16 protein-coding genes are annotated in these 15054 nt (G+C 59.2%); 5 read left to right on the top strand and 11 right to left on the bottom strand.

Going from position 1 to position 15054, the window contains the following annotated elements; all coding sequences use genetic code 11:
* Positions 1 to 5 precede the first annotated feature (5 nt).
* The 3 genes from FHT86_RS08245 to FHT86_RS08235 form a co-directional block, all read right to left on the bottom strand.
* A complete protein-coding gene (locus FHT86_RS08245; protein ID WP_133706351.1) occupies positions 6 to 1994 on the bottom strand; it encodes a bifunctional 2',3'-cyclic-nucleotide 2'-phosphodiesterase/3'-nucleotidase in 1989 nt (662 codons plus the stop codon).
* Between the two features lie 136 nt (positions 1995 to 2130).
* Positions 2131 to 2490 (bottom strand): PilZ domain-containing protein, encoded by a 360-nt coding sequence (locus FHT86_RS08240; RefSeq protein WP_133706350.1) that lies wholly within the window; start codon positions 2488 to 2490, stop codon positions 2131 to 2133.
* A 116-nt stretch (positions 2491 to 2606) separates the two neighbouring features.
* Positions 2607 to 2966, bottom strand: a complete 360-nt coding sequence (locus FHT86_RS08235) for a PilZ domain-containing protein (protein WP_133706349.1) — start codon at positions 2964 to 2966, stop codon at positions 2607 to 2609.
* Between the two features lie 199 nt (positions 2967 to 3165).
* On the opposite strand from FHT86_RS08235, the gene FHT86_RS08230 reads away from it, so the two are divergent.
* A complete protein-coding gene (locus FHT86_RS08230) occupies positions 3166 to 3975 on the top strand; it encodes an endonuclease/exonuclease/phosphatase family protein (RefSeq protein ID WP_183868560.1) in 810 nt (269 codons plus the stop codon).
* A gap of 18 nt (positions 3976 to 3993) precedes the next feature.
* Here FHT86_RS08230 and FHT86_RS08225 read toward each other — a convergent pair whose 3' ends face one another.
* Entirely contained in the window at positions 3994 to 4455 is a 462-nt protein-coding gene (locus FHT86_RS08225) for an Lrp/AsnC family transcriptional regulator (protein WP_133706347.1), read from the bottom strand.
* 151 nt (positions 4456 to 4606) lie between these two features.
* Between FHT86_RS08225 and ald the strand changes: the two genes are divergently transcribed.
* The gene (gene ald / locus FHT86_RS08220; RefSeq protein WP_133706346.1) at positions 4607 to 5725 is read left to right on the top strand and encodes an alanine dehydrogenase; all 1119 of its coding nucleotides are present in this window, start codon (positions 4607 to 4609) and stop codon (positions 5723 to 5725) included.
* A gap of 16 nt (positions 5726 to 5741) precedes the next feature.
* Here ald and FHT86_RS08215 read toward each other — a convergent pair whose 3' ends face one another.
* The 6 genes from FHT86_RS08215 to FHT86_RS08190 form a co-directional block, all read right to left on the bottom strand.
* Positions 5742 to 6260, bottom strand: coding sequence for a DUF1203 domain-containing protein (locus FHT86_RS08215; protein ID WP_133706345.1), 519 nt, complete (start codon positions 6258 to 6260; stop codon positions 5742 to 5744).
* A gap of 221 nt (positions 6261 to 6481) precedes the next feature.
* On the bottom strand, positions 6482 to 7591 hold the full coding sequence (locus FHT86_RS08210) for a sulfite oxidase (RefSeq protein ID WP_133706344.1): 1110 nt from the start codon (positions 7589 to 7591) through the stop codon (positions 6482 to 6484).
* Between the two features lie 218 nt (positions 7592 to 7809).
* Complete coding sequence (locus FHT86_RS08205; protein ID WP_133707113.1) at positions 7810 to 8322, bottom strand: GNAT family N-acetyltransferase; 513 nt, start codon at positions 8320 to 8322, stop codon at positions 7810 to 7812.
* 59 nt (positions 8323 to 8381) lie between these two features.
* Positions 8382 to 9239: a 3-mercaptopyruvate sulfurtransferase gene (gene sseA, locus FHT86_RS08200; protein WP_133706343.1), complete on the bottom strand. Its 858-nt coding sequence runs from the start codon at positions 9237 to 9239 to the stop codon at positions 8382 to 8384.
* A gap of 53 nt (positions 9240 to 9292) precedes the next feature.
* Complete coding sequence (locus tag FHT86_RS08195) at positions 9293 to 10030, bottom strand: alanyl-tRNA editing protein (protein ID WP_133706342.1); 738 nt, start codon at positions 10028 to 10030, stop codon at positions 9293 to 9295.
* A 4-nt stretch (positions 10031 to 10034) separates the two neighbouring features.
* On the bottom strand, positions 10035 to 11075 hold the full coding sequence (locus tag FHT86_RS08190; protein ID WP_133706341.1) for a cysteine synthase A: 1041 nt from the start codon (positions 11073 to 11075) through the stop codon (positions 10035 to 10037).
* On the opposite strand from FHT86_RS08190, the gene FHT86_RS08185 reads away from it, so the two are divergent.
* Together FHT86_RS08185 and FHT86_RS08180 are read left to right on the top strand one after the other, a co-directional pair.
* Positions 11074 to 11307 carry a hypothetical protein gene (locus tag FHT86_RS08185; RefSeq protein ID WP_133706340.1) on the top strand — a complete coding sequence of 78 codons (234 nt, stop codon included), beginning with the start codon at positions 11074 to 11076 and terminating at the stop codon, positions 11305 to 11307. The two genes, FHT86_RS08190 and FHT86_RS08185, sit on opposite strands and share 2 nt — an antisense overlap.
* A 63-nt stretch (positions 11308 to 11370) precedes the next feature.
* Positions 11371 to 12201 carry an SDR family NAD(P)-dependent oxidoreductase gene (locus tag FHT86_RS08180; protein WP_133706339.1) on the top strand — a complete coding sequence of 277 codons (831 nt, stop codon included), beginning with the start codon at positions 11371 to 11373 and terminating at the stop codon, positions 12199 to 12201.
* 2 nt (positions 12202 to 12203) lie between these two features.
* Here FHT86_RS08180 and FHT86_RS08175 read toward each other — a convergent pair whose 3' ends face one another.
* Entirely contained in the window at positions 12204 to 13661 is a 1458-nt protein-coding gene (locus FHT86_RS08175; protein WP_133706338.1) for a deoxyribodipyrimidine photo-lyase, read from the bottom strand.
* Positions 13662 to 13906: 245 nt separating this feature from the next.
* Here FHT86_RS08175 and FHT86_RS08170 point away from each other — a divergent pair, with 245 nt between their 5' ends.
* On the top strand, positions 13907 to 15019 hold the full coding sequence (locus FHT86_RS08170; RefSeq protein ID WP_133706337.1) for a sn-glycerol-3-phosphate import ATP-binding protein UgpC: 1113 nt from the start codon (positions 13907 to 13909) through the stop codon (positions 15017 to 15019).
* Positions 15020 to 15054: the final 35 nt, after the last annotated feature.

The raw sequence follows: 15054 nt of genomic DNA, 5'->3' as shown, positions 1-15054 counted from the left end.
GCGGCCTAAAGAACCAGCCGGAAGTTATGGAAGCCGTCGGTACCTTCGCCGGCATCTTCGATTTTGACGCTCTTGACTTCGGCCAGGAAATCCTTGGCTTTAGGCGAGCTCTGGAACACGACAGTCGTGCCCGGCAGCGGCTTGAAGGTCCAATTGCCGTCGGCGGTCGGATTGATGGTGCCTTGGTCGTGGACATAACGGACGATGACGTCGCGGTTGGTGTCCGGAGCTTGATAGACGACCTTGTCGGATGCGATTTCCGGGAAGTTTCCGCCGCCGCCGGCGCGATAGTTGTTGCTGACGACCAGGAATTTCTGAGCCGGATCAATCGGCTTTCCGTCGAATTGCAGGTTCTGGATGCGGTTGGCGTCAGCGCTCAGCAGCTTGCCGTCGTCGCCAAAGCGGCGTGGCTGCGATAAGTCGATCTGGTAGGTGACACCGTCGATGACATCGAAGTTGAAGGAGGGGAAGCTGTCGTTCAGAAGCGGAACATCTTTCGAGCCCGGCTGGATTTGATTGAACATCGCTGCCGACATTTCCAGCCAGTTCTTCACCTGCGCGCCGTTGATGACGACCGCTTGTACCGTGTTCGGATAGAGATAGAGGTCGGCGACATTCTTGATGGCGATATCGCCAGCGGGGACGTCGGTATAATAGTCGACGCCGTTGCGGCCGCCGCATTTGAAGGGGGCCGCTGCCGAAAGCACCGGAAGATCCTTGTACTGCGTCTCCTTCAGCATGTCCTTGATGTACCAGGTCTGCGCCTGGCTCACGACTTGCACCGACGGATCGTCAGCAACGAGCGCGAAATAGGAATACAGCGGCGCCGACGTCTTGCCGACGGGCGTGCGGACATAGGCGAGCGTCGCTTCGTGCTCGGCTTTGGCTGCTTCGACCACTTCCTTCTTGTCGGCAACGTCGGCGATGATCTTTTTCTTGTCGTCGCGGTGATAGATCGGCCGTGCCTCGGAGGTGAAGTCGACGATTTTCCAGCTATTGCCGTCCTTTTCCAGGAGCAGGTCGATCAGGCCGAGATGCGAACCCCAGAAGCCGGCCATGACAGCAGGCTTGCCCTGTAGCGTACCCTTCACCGGATCGGCGTTCTTGATGCCGTCCCAGGTCTTCGGGCCAGGGAAAACGAGGTGCTGGTGACCCGTAAAGATCGCGTCGATGCCGTCAACGCCGGCAACATAGAGCGAGGCGTTTTCCATCTTGTCGGCCGGGCCGCTGCCGTCGATACCGGAATGCGAGAGGGCGATGACGATATCGGCGCCTTCTTCTTTCATCACCGGTACCCAGGCCTTGGCGGCCTCGACGATATCGCGCGTCTGTGCCTTGCCTTCGAGATTCTTGATGTCCCAGAGCATGATCTGCGGCGGCACGAAGCCGATGAAGCCGATCTTGATCGTGTTCTCGTTACCGGCGCCGTCCTTGATCTTCTTTTCGAGGATCATGTACGGCTTGAAGAACAGGTCGTCCTTCTTCGGGTCGGAAGCCAGCTGGCCCTTGGTCAGGTTAGCGCAGACGAAGGGGAAATTCGCGCCGCCGAGCACCTTGAACATGAAATCAAGACCGTAGTTGAATTCATGGTTGCCCAGCGTGCCGACTTCGTAGCCAAGCGTGTTCATCGCCTTGATGACAGGATGGACGTCGCCATCCTTCATGCCGTGTTGATAGGCCATGTAATCGCCCATCGGATTGCCCTGCAGCACGTCGCCATTATCGATCAACAGCGAGTTGGTGGCTTCGGCGCGGATGTTGTCGATGATCGTCGCCGTGCGCGACAGGCCCATCGTGTCGTTCGGCTTGTCGGCATAGTAGTCGTAGGGGAAGACGTTGACGTGAATGTCGGTGGTTTCCATCAGCCGCAGATGCGCCTGATTGCTGGCCGCGCGGGCCGCGAATGGATGCAGAACGATGAGCGCGGCGGTGGCGCTGAGGCCCTGCAGCAGGGAACGGCGCGACATGCTGGGCAATTCCAGAATGGAAGACATGAAACACTCCTTCAACGATAAATCTATGGCCCTCGATCACCTCTCGAGGTGAGGGAGACTAGGACGATTTGTGAAGGTGTGCACTACTAATATGACAGGCTTATTGTGACCTCGCCGCCGAGGGCGCAAGCGGCCGTCAACGCTTGAGAACGGGCTGTATGTCCTTGTGGAAAAAGCGGAAATAGGAGGCAACCTGCGCCGCCGCGTTGGAGGAGGGATCGAATTCGATGCCGATTCGGCCGCTGTGGATCCAGCGTACGACGCCATCCAATATGCCGATATCGTCGCACTCGACACGAACCTTACTGCCGGCGGCGGCATGGATCGGCGATTGCAGGTCGAGTGCGATACCGCTGGTGGAAATATCGACCACGCGGCCGGCGACCGCCCTCGCGAAATACCGAACCCGTCCCATCAACCGGGTACGGTTGCGCGGCGAACGCCTCGCCTTGATTTTCAGATTGCTCTGGGTGAGCGGTTTTGAAATCGGCTGCATGACTGGCCTCGATGCGTACGTGTCTCTGACCACACGAATAACAGGCATGCATTGAAAGGCGCTTAGGACGACCGGTAAAATTGAAATCATCCGTACTGAATCGGGACCGGCTTCTCTTAACGTTGCAGCACCGGACTAGCGTCCTTGTGATAGAAACGGAAATAGGCCGTCACCTGTGCTGCCGCATTGGACGACCCGTCGAATTCCACGCCGATCCGTCCGCTTCTGAGCCATCGCACAGTGCCCTCCAGGGCGCCGAGCTCCCGGCACTCGATCCGGACCTTGCTGCCGCGAATGCCGTTGAACGGTCCGCCGAGATCGAAGGCTAGGCCAGTTGTCGAAATATCGGTCACCTGTCCCGGAGTGGGTCTGCCGAGGTAAGTCAATGTTGCTGCTATCCGACAGCGCGTGCGCGCCGCCCGCCGTCCCTTTTGCGTCGAAGTGCTTGATGAGTAAAGGTTAATTTGAGCAGGCATGAAAATAACTTTGGTTAAATATCTATGCCGGCACCGTTAACTTTCCCTCGTTAAGCCAAACCTAGTAAAATGGTTAAAATGCGATCTAACCTATTGTTCTTTCAGTCGGAAAGGTTAATTTCGGAGCGCGCGACGCGTTACGCGAAAGTAGTGGATTGCAACCTTCGTATGCAGGTTGAATAAGGGGTTGTGGGGAGAGATGACATTGCGCATTGTTTCATTGAATGTTTGGGGCGGTCGGTTGCATGAACCGCTGATGCGGTATTTGGTTGATGTCGAAGCGGATGTTCTGTGCCTGCAGGAGGTCACGCGCACCCAGGATGCACAATCCGAATGGCTGGTCTATCGCGACCACGGCGTCGAACTTCCACAGCGAGCCAATCTTTTCGAGGAGATCGGCGCAGCCCTGCCCACGCACGACGCCTTCTTCAGCCCGACAGCGCGGGGTGATCTCTTCGATGGCGATCGACGGATTGCTTCCGAATTCGGCCTGGCGACCTTCGTGCGCAAGTCCTATCCGGTCATCGGCCAGGCCTCGGGTTTCGTGCATGGGGAATTCTCCGCCGGCGGCTGGGGGCCACATCCTCGCTCCCGCAATGCCCATTGCATCCGCCTCTACAACTATGAAGGCGGTTTTGCCGTCACCGTCGCCCAGATGCATGGCCTGCGCGACATCGACGGCAAGGGTGACACGCCGGCACGCCGTCACCAAGCAAATGCATTTGTGGAACTCATTCGGCAAGTTCGGCAGGGTGATGAGAGGCTGGTCGTGTGCGGCGACTTCAATGTCCTGCCGGGGAGCGTAACCTTCGACGCACTCAGCGCATTGGGACTTTCCGACCTCATTACCTCGCGCGGTCACCGCGACACACGGACCTCCTTTTACAGCAAGGAGCCGCGTTTCGCCGACTATATGTTAGTGACCCCAGCGGTGGAGGTGATGACGTTCGACGCGGTCGCCGAGCCGGAAGTCTCCGACCACCGCGCCTTGCTGCTGGATCTGCGGTAGTTCGGCCGGTCGCGTGGCTTAAAGACCTACATTCGGCCGGTCGATGATTTCGCGCAGAGCGAAGCTGGAATTGATCTTCACCACATGCGGCAGAGCCGAAAGCCAGTCGCGGTGGATGCGTTCGTAATCCTCGAGATCGCGCGCGGCGATGCGCAGGATATAATCATATTCGCCGGACATGAGATAGCAGACGAGCACATTCGGGCAGCGCTTCACCGCCGCTTCGAATTCCGACAGCGTTTTGGCAAATTGACCGGACAGCGAGATATGCACGATCGCGATCATCTTATAGTCCAGCGCCTTGTGCGACAGCCGGGCATGATAGCCGCCGATGACGCCGTCCTTTTCCAGAATGTCGAGCCGGCGCGAACAGGCGGACGGTGATAGGCCCACCTTTTCGGCAAGCTCGGCATTGGTGATCCTGGCGTTCTGTTGCAGCACCCGCAAAATCGAACGATCCATGGCGTCTATATCTGGCATTCGAAGATCCTTCGAAAAATTCCTATTTTGCGCAATAATTCACGAAAAATAGCTATTTGCAAATTGTCTTTGCAAGGACATTTCAAAGCGAAGGTGGTCTCATTCTTGCTGGAGCAGTTGCAAAACGAATAAGCATTCAGGGAGAAACAAAATGCGCGTTGGTTGCCCGAAAGAGATCAAGAATCACGAATATCGCGTCGGTCTGACGCCCGCATCCGTCCGTGAATATGTCGCCCATGGTCATGAGGTCTGGGTCGAGACCAAGGCCGGAGCCGGCATCGGCGCTGATGATCACGCCTATATCGCCGCCGGTGCCAAGATCGCCGCCAGCGCGAAGGACATCTTCGAAAAGTGCGACATGATCGTGAAGGTCAAGGAGCCACAGCCTTCCGAATGGGCGCAACTGCGCGATGGCCAGCTTCTCTACACCTATCTGCATCTCGCGCCCGATCCGGAGCAGACCAAGGGGTTGATCGCCTCCGGCGTCACCGCCATCGCCTATGAAACCGTTACCGACGAGCGCGGCGGCCTGCCGCTGCTGGCACCGATGTCGGAAGTCGCCGGTCGCCTGTCGATCCAGGCCGGCGCAACCGCGCTGCAGAAGGCCAATGGCGGTCTTGGCATCTTGCTTGGCGGCGTACCGGGCGTCTTGCCGGCCAAAGTCGCGATCATCGGCGGTGGCGTCGTCGGCCTGCATGCCGCCAAGATGGCGGCCGGCCTCGGCGCCGATGTCAGCATTCTCGATCGTTCGCTGCCGCGCCTGCGCCAGTTGGACGATATCTTCAACGGCCGTGTCCATACGCGCTATTCCAGCATCCAGGCGCTGGAAGAAGAGGTTTTCGCCGCTGATCTCGTCATCGGCGCGGTGTTGATCCCCGGTGCTGCCGCCCCGAAGCTCGTGACACGCGAAATGCTGTCGGGCATGAAGAAGGGGGCCGTCATCGTCGACGTCGCCATCGACCAGGGCGGCTGCTTCGAAACCTCGCATGCAACTACCCATTCCGAGCCGACCTATGAGGTCGACGGCATCGTGCATTATTGCGTCGCCAATATGCCGGGTGCGGTTCCGGTTACCTCGGCGCAAGCGCTGAACAATGCCACCATCTATCACGGCCTCGCCCTCGCAGACCGCGGCCTGCGCGCCATCGCTGAGGACAAGCACCTGCGCAACGGCCTCAACATCCACAAGGGCCGTGTCACCAACAGGCCGGTAGCCGAAGCCCTCGGCTACGAAGCCTTTGCACCGGAAAGCGTCTTGAACGTAGCGTAAATCCCATCGCGCTGAGTCATATGGAGGCGCTGGCATTCTCATATGCCGGCGCTTCTTTTTTATCGACTTTGTCGATCCGGCATTGGTAGCAATTGTTGCGTGCCGAGCGGACATGCACATAGGCGATGCCCTCGCGGCTCAAGAGTTCGGCAGCGTAGGTCTTGATGTCACCGATCGGCGTCACCGCGCCGGTGCCGTAGACGATACGGTTATTTTCGGCGTAACCACGCACGATGAAATCCGGGCTCGTCGTCAGTACAGGCGGCAGGACTTCCTTGGCCGTATAACGTTCGCAAGGTACCTTATGCAGGAATACCGGCCCCGTCTCGGCATAGGGCTGCAACTCCGGAAACGGCCGGTAGGCAAAGACAAAAAGCTCTACGCCCGCATCGATATTTCGCAAGCAATGGCGGCAGGGATGGCCAGGACCGTCCGAGATCATTGTCTCCGGTCGGTGACCATAGGCATCCACGCCGCAATTCCAGAGGGCTTGGGCATCGGACGTGGGCATGGCGGCAAAAGCAATGGCGGACATGACAAATCTCCTTCTTGGTTTGTCATGTGATGCGCCGCGATGGCAGGAGAATCCACCCGATTCCTGCGCCAGCCACTCACCCAAATGTGGAATCGCCAAGCCATTCACGTGAATGCCCGTTGTTCTGCAAACCGACGAGATTACTTTCTGGTCTGAAGATATCTCCCGCAAGGCGATGAGGGCTTTGCGCCACAAGCCACCATTCCGCTCCATGCGGGTGATTAGATCACGAATTCCTCCTCGTACGTCTGTGGCTCGGGAACGACCGTAACCTCCACCGGAACGATCCAATTGGCCCCGTAGCTCTCGCAGTCGGAACGCTGGAGGTCGGGCTGCACGCACCCCGCCCCATCGATGGCGCGACATCGCAGTATATATCGCCCCACTTCTTCAGGGGTCCACATGTACTCCCACAAGCGCCATGCAAAGGGACGTTCTGTTTCGAGGAGCCTTCCCTCGCGCCAGCCCCTGCCATCTCCGGTGCAGACCTGCACCTGCCGGATAACAGCCTCTCCGCTCCAGGCGGCTCCGAAAATCCGGTACGGTTGGCCGGCGATGAGATGCGCCCCTTGTACGGGACGCGCGATCTGCGCTTTGACCTCCATCTCCGCAAGGGGGACCAGCCTAGGTTCCCCGAGGCTGCGCTCCCAACGGAAATAGTCGCGCGCCTGCCAGTAGCCAAGGAACGGTTGCTCCACAACCGTGATATGCGTGATCCACTTGACCCAAGCCATGCCGAACCAGCCACCCACGACCGCGCGTAGCGGGTAGCCGTGATCGCGCGTCAACGCCTCCTCGTTCATCGAATAGGCAAGGATCGTGCTGTCAGCGATGGCCTTCTCAAGCGGTAAACTGCGCGCAAAAGCGATGGGGCCGGGAGAAGCCGTTTTCTTGTTCGTGTCGACGACGCCGCTGTCGGCGCCTGCGAGCAGAACCTCACGTGCGGTTCGCTTAACGCCCGCCATTTCCAAAATCTCGCGCAGAAGAACACCTGTCCACGCGGCATTGCCGACGGCTCCGTTCTGCCACTGCAACCCCTCCTTCGGCGGCACATAGTAGACGCGCCCGTTCCCTGCGCACTCGACGACGGCGGTGAAAGTCGTGCTCCGCATCGCCTTGATGCTGTCGAGGTCAAGTTCGATCGGCCGCTCCACCGCCCCGCCAACGCGCAATCTCCAGTCTCGCGCATCGAGGTCCGGCGACTGGAAATGGTTTCGCACGAAGAACAGCTCGGTTGGGATCAGCCAATCGGAGAGCGACGCAAACGGAAACTCGATGTTCTGTGGGGATTTCTGTCGAACTATTAGACTGGGTTGCTGTGGTGTCGGCATCGTCCTCGTCTCCCCTGCACAACGTCGGCTCTCGGTCGCGCGGATTCCGGTTCGATCACACCGCCCCTCGCAGTGCGTCTGTCGCATTCCGCCTTCGGGCCGCATTCTAGCACATACCGCACGTTCCTTGGATCGACCGATAGCAGCCGTGGTCAAAGGTGCGGGACCGAAAAATTTGAGCGATTCCACACTTGGGTTAGTGGCTGGGATTCGTGCGGCTAGCTCTTCTTCGCCAACTCCAGCAATTCCTTGTCGCTCAGCGGCCGCACAATACCTTCGCCGGTCGACACCGGGGAGAAGCCGAACATCTGGTAGAGCTGGAGCGCTCGCGGATGGTCGAGATTGTTGGTGGTCGTGGTGATGCGTTGCGGGCTCAGTGTCCACATGGCGTAGAGCGCCTGCAACAGGAACCATTTGCCGATGCCGAGGCCGAGAGCGTGCTCGATAAGGCCGAAATGGCTGAGCTCGATCGTCTCCTCATCCTCACGGAAATATTCGAAGAAGCCGGCCGGGGCGCCGTTGACATAGAGCACGCTGATGTCGTTGCGCTGGTCGTGCAGGACTGCCGTCAGCTCCTCGTCATGCATGCGAAGCCGATCGACCCAATGCCAGCGGGCGCCGACCTGGCGATAAAGATAGCGGTAGAAAGGCAGCGGGATGCCGGGCGAGCGCATGATTGCCGTCTGGATGTTGACGGGCACAGGCAGGCTCGCCTTTGGCGGCGCTGTCATTTCCAGTCGGGTAATATGGACTTTGAGCGACGATGGCGTTTTCACGGGGACCGCGCCGCTCAGTCTTTGCCAGTGACGATGCGGGTATCCGGCCGGCTGCCCCATTCCGACCAGGAGCCGTCATAGAGCCGGTTGGCGCCATGGCCGAGCGATTCCAGCGCCAGCGTGATGATAGCGGCGGTGATCCCGGAGCCGCAGGTGGTCACCACGGGCTTTTCGAGATCTATGCCGGACTTCTCGATCGTCTCGCGCAGTTCCGGCAGGGATTTGAACTTGCCGTTTACAGCAAAGCTGCCGGACGGCAGGCTTTTCGCGCCCGGCATGTGGCCGGAGCGCATGCCTTCGCGCGGCTCTGGCTCTGTGGCGGCGAAGCGGCCGGCACTGCGGGCATCGGCAATCTGCAGAGAGCTGCTGTCGACGATTTCGCGCATCTCGTCGAACGGGACGATGCGGGCGGCACTGAAATTCGGCTTGAAAGTGACGGAGGGGAATGTGGGCAGGGCGGTTTCCAGCGGCCGTCCTTCCGCCTTCCAACCGTCCAGGCCGCCGTCGAGTACGAAGACGTTCGGGGCGCCCATGACGACATGGAACAGCCACCAGACGCGCGGCGATGCGAAGACGCCGGGGCCGTCATACACGACGATCCGGTCAGTCTCCTTGATACCAAGCTTGCCGACCTCAGCCGCGAAAAATTCTGGCGAAGGCACCATGTGCGGCAGGTTGGTGGAATGATCGGCGATCTTGTCCTGATCGAAGCGGATGGCGCCAGGAATGTGGCCGCTGGCATATTCGGCATCGGCATCGCGCTTCTGAGCCGGCAGATAGAAGGACGCGTCCAGGATGCGCAGATCCTTGGCGCCCAATTCGTTCTGCAGCCAATCGGCGGATACGACGAAACGGCTCTTCTCCGCTGTCATGATGATTTCTCCCTGATTTATATCGGGCCTTGTTTATACCAGGAACCGTCGGCTCAAGCTTCGTCGGTGGGCGTGCCGAAACGGATACGGAAGCGGCGGTTCTCTTTGCCCTTCTTCTCGATTTTGGCGATGTAGATTGCCCCGACTTCCTGCGTCTCCGACACATGTGTGCCGCCGCAGGGCTGGCTGTCAACGGCGGAGTTGTCGCCGATGCAGACAAGACTGACGCGGCCGAGGCCAATCGGCGGGCGCACATTCTTGGATTTCACGATACCCGGATTGGCTGCAAGCTCATCATCCGTGATCCACTGGACGAAGACGGGATGGTTCTCTTTGACGAGCGCCATCATCTTTGCCGTCACCTCGTCCTTGTCGATCGTCTCGCTCATGTCGAAATCGACGCGACTTTCATCCTCGCCGACCGCCGCGCCCGTGATCGGATACTGGCAGACGACCGAGAGCAGGTGGCAGGCCGTGTGCATGCGCATCAGTCTGTAGCGGCGCGGCCAGTCGACGTGCAGCACCAGCTTTTCGCCGACGGCAGCCAGTGCTTCGCCTTCGAGCGGCACATGGACGATGATATCCTTCGTCGCCCCGTGCTTGGTCTGGCCAAGCACGATTTTCGAACCGTCGGCCCGCTCGAAGAAACCGGTGTCGCCTGGCTGTCCGCCCGAGGTCGCGTAGAAACAGGTTTGATCGAGCTCTATGCCCCCATCCTCGTGAATTGCGGTTACGACAGCTTCGGTGGTCGAGAGATAGAAATCGTCACGGTAGAGGGCATTCACCGGCATAAGATCACGCTAGGTTCTCGTAAGGAACAGGAATATCGGAATTCGCCGTCAGATAAGCCGGCAGCGGCAGACCCTTCGACTTCAGGAAATCCGGATTGAAAAGTTTGGACTGATAGCGATTGCCATAGTCGCAGAGGATGGTCACGATCGTGTGGCCAGGGCCAAGATCCCGGGCAAGGCGCACGGCGCCGGCAATGTTGATCGCCGTCGAGCCGCCGAGGCAAAGCCCTTCGTGTTCGACCAGATCGAAGACATAGGGCAGGGCTTCCGCATCGGTGATCTGATAGGCGAAGTCGGGCGTAAAGCCTTCCAGATTCGCCGTCACGCGCCCCTGGCCGATACCCTCGGTGATCGAAGAACCGGAGGATTTCAACTCGCCATTCTTGTAGAATTCATAAAGCGCGGCACCTTCGGGATCGGCGATGCCGATCTTGATGTCCTTGTTGAAAGCATGCAGCCCCATGGCCACGCCCGCCAGCGTGCCGCCGGAGCCGACCGAGCAGATGAAGCCGTCGATCTTGCCGTTGGTATCGCGCCAGATCTCCTTGGCCGTCGTTTCGATATGCGCTTGACGGTTGGCGACATTGTCGAACTGGTTCGCCCAGATCGCGCCGTTCGGCTCGGTCTTCGCCAGCTCCGCAGCAAGCCGGCCGGAAATCTTCACGTAGTTGTTCGGATTCTTATAGGGAACCGCAGGCACCTCGACGAGTTCAGCGCCAAGCAACTTCAGCGCGTCCTTCTTTTCTTGGCTCTGCGTTTCCGGAATGACGATGACGGTGCGGTAGCCGAGCGCCTTGGCAACCACCGTCAGGCCAATGCCGGTATTGCCCGCGGTCCCCTCGACGATGACGCCGCCGGGTTTCAACAGGCCTTTCTTTTCGGCATCGCGGATGATGTAAAGCGCGGCGCGATCCTTGACCGACTGGCCGGGGTTCAGGAACTCCGCCTTGCCGAGAATGGTCGAGCCCGTCGCCTCGGAGGCACCCTTGAGCTTGATCAGTGGCGTGTTGCCGATCGCTTCTAGGACGGAGGGGTGGACGGTCATGGAATCTCTGCCTTCTGTTCAGGACTACTGTAAGAACGGTCTTTTCCCTTCACAAGGCTGCGCAGGCAAGAAATTCTGTTCCCCGCTATTTGTTCAAGCTGCAAAATTCGACTTGGTCGGGTTTATTTGGCGAAGCACTGCTGCGATGTTGAAGTCACTGATTGGTGACGTTGATTTCGGCATCGAACCGCTAAACTGGCCGAAAGCGGCCACAATGATGCGCTATCTCTAAAATGCTACGGACGGCCGGGATTGAGCGTTTGATGTAGCCGGTCGCCAGCCAAGGAGAAGAGCCATGAGCCCGTTCATCGCACGTCCTGAACACGGAGTCGTTTGGATTACCGGCGCCAGTTCTGGGATCGGCCGCGCGCTCGCGCTGAAACTGGCGGAGGAAGGGTACAAAGTATCCGTCACAGCTCGCAGCCATGACAAGCTCTTGGCGTTGCAATCGGAGGCAAGCGGGCTTACCGGCAGCATAGTCGTTCTCGATGGAGACGTGACCGATGCCAAGGACATGGAGCACACCGTTGCCGCGATCGAATATCAGCACGGCCCCGTTGCCTTGGCGGTTCTGAACGCCGGCATTTATTTGCCGGCGCGGGGCGAAGACCTCAATCATGAGGTCTTCGAGCGCAGTTTTGCAGTCAATCTTCATGGCGTCGTCAATTGTCTCGTTCCGGCGGTCCGGGAGATGCGAGCCAGGGGATATGGCCAGATTGCCATCGTATCATCGGTGGCAGGTTATGGCGGCTTGCCCGGCAGCGCAGCTTACGGCGCGACCAAGGCTGCCCTTATCAACATGGCCGAAAGCCTGAACTTCGAGCTTGATCGTATGGGCATCCATATCCAGCTCGTAACCCCGGGATATGTCGACACGCCACTGACGGCAGAAAACAAGTTCGAGATGCCGGACATAGTGTCGGCACAACAGGCGGCCGATGCGATTGCCGCCGGATTGAAATCACCGGCCTTCGATATCTCTTTCCCGAAGGGTATGGTCTATCGAGCAAAGCTTTTGAAATTCTTGCCTTATAGCCTCTATTTCCGAGTGATCAGATATTTTCTCGGCAGCGGTCGCAAGCGCCAATCCGTCGGCGCGCGAGCGACTCCGCATCCGGCGGAGTAAGGCTATCCTTCGTTTTTCAGCGATGCGTACGCATCGAGTGCGCGCTGCCGCGCCATGGCGTGGTCGACGATCGGCCGAGGATAGTCTTTGCCAAGCACTATGCCTGCACGCTTTAGCACATCGTCGGGCGCCTCGAACGGCCGATGGATATATCTGCTATCGAGGTTAGCCAGTTCCGGCACGAATGTCCGGACATAGCCACCGTCCGGATCGAATTTCTCCCCCTGCAGCACCGGGTTGAATATGCGGAAGAACGGAGAGGCATCGGCGCCGGAGCCCGCCACCCATTGCCAGTTCGCGGCGTTGTTTGCCGGATCGGCATCGACTAGCGTGTCGCGAAACCAGGCCTCGCCTACGCGCCAATCGATCAGCAGGTCTTTTATCAGGAAGGAGGCGACGATCATGCGAACGCGATTGTGCATCCAACCGTGTTGCCAGAGCTGCCGCATGCCGGCATCGACAATTGGATAGCCCGTTTGACCACGCCGCCAGCTATCGAACAGCTTTGCATCCGAGCGCCACGGAAAATCATCATAGCGATCGTTCCAGTTGTCGGAACCGAGTTTCGGGAACTGGAAGATTTGGTGATAGCAGAATTCTCGCCAGGCAAGCTCCTTGCGAAAGCGAACGATATTGTCCGTCTGAAACTTTCCGGCCAGCCCCTGCGTGGCATGCCACATGCGGGCAGGCGAGATTTCGCCGAGCGCCAGGTGTGGCGAAAGTAGGGAGGTTGCCGGCTTGTCGGGAAAATCGCGATCGACCGCATAGCTCTCGAGAGCCGTGTCGAGGAAGCTCTCCAGCTTCTCACGCGCGCCGGCTTCACCCGGTGTCCACATATCCGGGAAATTGGATGCCCAGTTCGGCTTGCTAGGCAGCAGCGACCAGGAGGCGAGCGAGTCCGATTCAGGCCAATGCTCGGGGGCTTCGAGCATTTCGGGCGCTTCGATCGGGCATGGTGGTTCGCCGGATAGCTCCAGTGCGCGCCAGAACGGCGTGTAGGTTTTGTAAGGCGTGCCGGTGCCGGTGCGCAAACGCGACGGCTCGTGCAGAAGCTGGCCGGCAAAGCTACTAGCCTCGATACCGCAGTCGTGAAGAGCCTTTTTGACCTGGGTGTCGACTGCTATGCCAGCCGGATCGTAACGCCGATTCCAGACGATGGACGCGGCGCCCGTCTCCGCAAGAAGCTTTTCGAGCACCGTTTGCGCGTCGCCTTGCCGAAGAATGAGCTGGCTATTGAGCGCGCCCAGAGCTTTCTGCAGCGCGGCCAGCGAATGATGCAGCCACCACTCTTGCGCTGCACCGAGCGGCCCACAACTCTTCGCTTCCGGCTCACGAATATAGATGGGAATGACGGGCCGGCCGGATATCGCGGCGGCGTGCAGGGCATGATTGTCGTCAAGGCGGAGATCCTTGCGAAACCACAGCAGGACGGGATTCGGCTCTTTCTTCGATGTGATCATGGTCCTGGCCGATCGCCCGTCCTCAATTTTTTCATGTGCTTCGTTGATGCCGGAACCAATATACGGCGTCGGCAGTGAAATGGTTCCACCACTGCGCGTTTCATAAGGGAATCGGCACGCAACTCCCGTGAGGAATTCGGGGTACCTCGTGTGATATAAGGGTCCTTGTCACCGTTTTGTAATGCAAGTTCGCTAGCAGTCCAGCGAACTGACAGGCCCAGAATTGACAGGCAGGGAAGAGCAAGATGGCAGAAATCCGGATCGAGCAAGTCCGCAAGGCCTATGGACGCAATCAGGTCGTGCACGGCGTCGATTTGAACTTCCGTTCCGGCGAGTTCGTCGTCATTCTCGGCCCTTCCGGTTGCGGTAAATCCACCCTGCTGCGCATGATCGCCGGTCTTGAGGACATTTCGTCTGGCGAGATCGTCATCGATGGCAAGGTCGTCAATCAACTCGAGCCACGCGAACGTGGCTGCGCCATGGTCTTCCAGAACTACGCGCTTTATCCGCACATGGATGTCGCCGCGAATATGGGCTACGCGTTGAAAGTGGCCGGTGTGCCGCGCGAAGAGCGCGACCGCCGCATCAAGGAAACGGCTCGCATCGTCGGCCTGGAAGATTTCCTCGCCCGCAAGCCGTCCGAGCTTTCCGGCGGCCAGCGCCAGCGCGTCGCCATGGGGCGCGCCATCATCCGCGAACCGAAGGTCTTCCTCTTCGACGAACCGCTCTCCAACCTCGACGCCAAGCTACGCGTGCAGATGCGCGTCGAAATCCGCCGCCTGCATAAGCGCCTGTCGGCCACCTCGGTTTTCGTCACCCACGATCAGGTCGAAGCCATGACGCTCGCTGACAAGCTGGTGGTCATGTACAAGGGCAATGTCGAGCAGGTCGGCACGCCGCTCGAAGTCTACAACACGCCGCGCACCCGTTTCGTCGGCTCCTTCATCGGCTCGCCGGCCATGAACTTCCTTGAAGGCTCCTTTTCGGCAAACGGCGAGCAGTTCATTTTCGACGGACTGCCGATCGCCGTCGATGCCAATATCGGCAAGCGCCACGCCGGCCAGCCGGTTGCTTTCGGCATTCGTCCCGAACATGCTCGCCTGGTGCCGGCCGGTACGCCGGGCGCCGTTCCCGCCACGATCGATTTCGTCGAAGAACTCGGCGCCGGCCGCGTCATCTATTGCGACATCAATGGATCGAACTTCGCCGTTGCCGTCGCCGACCATACCACGGGCCAAACGGGCGACGCCGTCGGCCTGGAGCTTCCCCAGCAGAATACGCATCTTTTTGCTCAGGACACAGGCCTGAGGCTAGACGCCATTGCCTCCGTCACGCCCCTCAAGGTCGTGGCAAACTAATTTCAGATATAAATTTTCAGGAAGTGCGCCCGGAG

Source organism: Rhizobium sp. BK313 (genome assembly GCF_014193655.1).
In the GTDB taxonomy this organism is placed as follows: Bacteria; Pseudomonadota; Alphaproteobacteria; order Rhizobiales; family Rhizobiaceae; genus Rhizobium.
Note: the sequence above shows the minus strand (reverse complement) of the source record. Positions and strands in the feature narration are given on the sequence as shown.

Excerpts from the sequence above, each read along its gene's own strand:
- FHT86_RS08245 (WP_133706351.1), bottom strand. The coding sequence starts at position 1,994 with ATGTCTTCCATTCTGGAATTGCCCAGCATGTCGCGCCGTTCCCTGCTG.
- FHT86_RS08240 (WP_133706350.1), bottom strand. The coding sequence starts at position 2,490 with ATGCAGCCGATTTCAAAACCGCTCACCCAGAGCAATCTGAAAATCAAG.
- FHT86_RS08235 (WP_133706349.1), bottom strand. The coding sequence starts at position 2,966 with ATGCCTGCTCAAATTAACCTTTACTCATCAAGCACTTCGACGCAAAAG.
- FHT86_RS08230 (WP_183868560.1), top strand. The coding sequence starts at position 3,166 with ATGACATTGCGCATTGTTTCATTGAATGTTTGGGGCGGTCGGTTGCAT.
- FHT86_RS08225 (WP_133706347.1), bottom strand. The coding sequence starts at position 4,455 with ATGCCAGATATAGACGCCATGGATCGTTCGATTTTGCGGGTGCTGCAA.
- ald (WP_133706346.1), top strand. The coding sequence starts at position 4,607 with ATGCGCGTTGGTTGCCCGAAAGAGATCAAGAATCACGAATATCGCGTC.
- FHT86_RS08215 (WP_133706345.1), bottom strand. The coding sequence starts at position 6,260 with ATGTCCGCCATTGCTTTTGCCGCCATGCCCACGTCCGATGCCCAAGCC.
- FHT86_RS08210 (WP_133706344.1), bottom strand. The coding sequence starts at position 7,591 with ATGCCGACACCACAGCAACCCAGTCTAATAGTTCGACAGAAATCCCCA.
- FHT86_RS08205 (WP_133707113.1), bottom strand. The coding sequence starts at position 8,322 with ATGACAGCGCCGCCAAAGGCGAGCCTGCCTGTGCCCGTCAACATCCAG.
- sseA (WP_133706343.1), bottom strand. The coding sequence starts at position 9,239 with ATGACAGCGGAGAAGAGCCGTTTCGTCGTATCCGCCGATTGGCTGCAG.
- FHT86_RS08195 (WP_133706342.1), bottom strand. The coding sequence starts at position 10,030 with ATGCCGGTGAATGCCCTCTACCGTGACGATTTCTATCTCTCGACCACC.
- FHT86_RS08185 (WP_133706340.1), top strand. The coding sequence starts at position 11,074 with ATGGAATCTCTGCCTTCTGTTCAGGACTACTGTAAGAACGGTCTTTTC.
- FHT86_RS08190 (WP_133706341.1), bottom strand. The coding sequence starts at position 11,075 with ATGACCGTCCACCCCTCCGTCCTAGAAGCGATCGGCAACACGCCACTG.
- FHT86_RS08180 (WP_133706339.1), top strand. The coding sequence starts at position 11,371 with ATGAGCCCGTTCATCGCACGTCCTGAACACGGAGTCGTTTGGATTACC.
- FHT86_RS08175 (WP_133706338.1), bottom strand. The coding sequence starts at position 13,661 with ATGATCACATCGAAGAAAGAGCCGAATCCCGTCCTGCTGTGGTTTCGC.
- FHT86_RS08170 (WP_133706337.1), top strand. The coding sequence starts at position 13,907 with ATGGCAGAAATCCGGATCGAGCAAGTCCGCAAGGCCTATGGACGCAAT.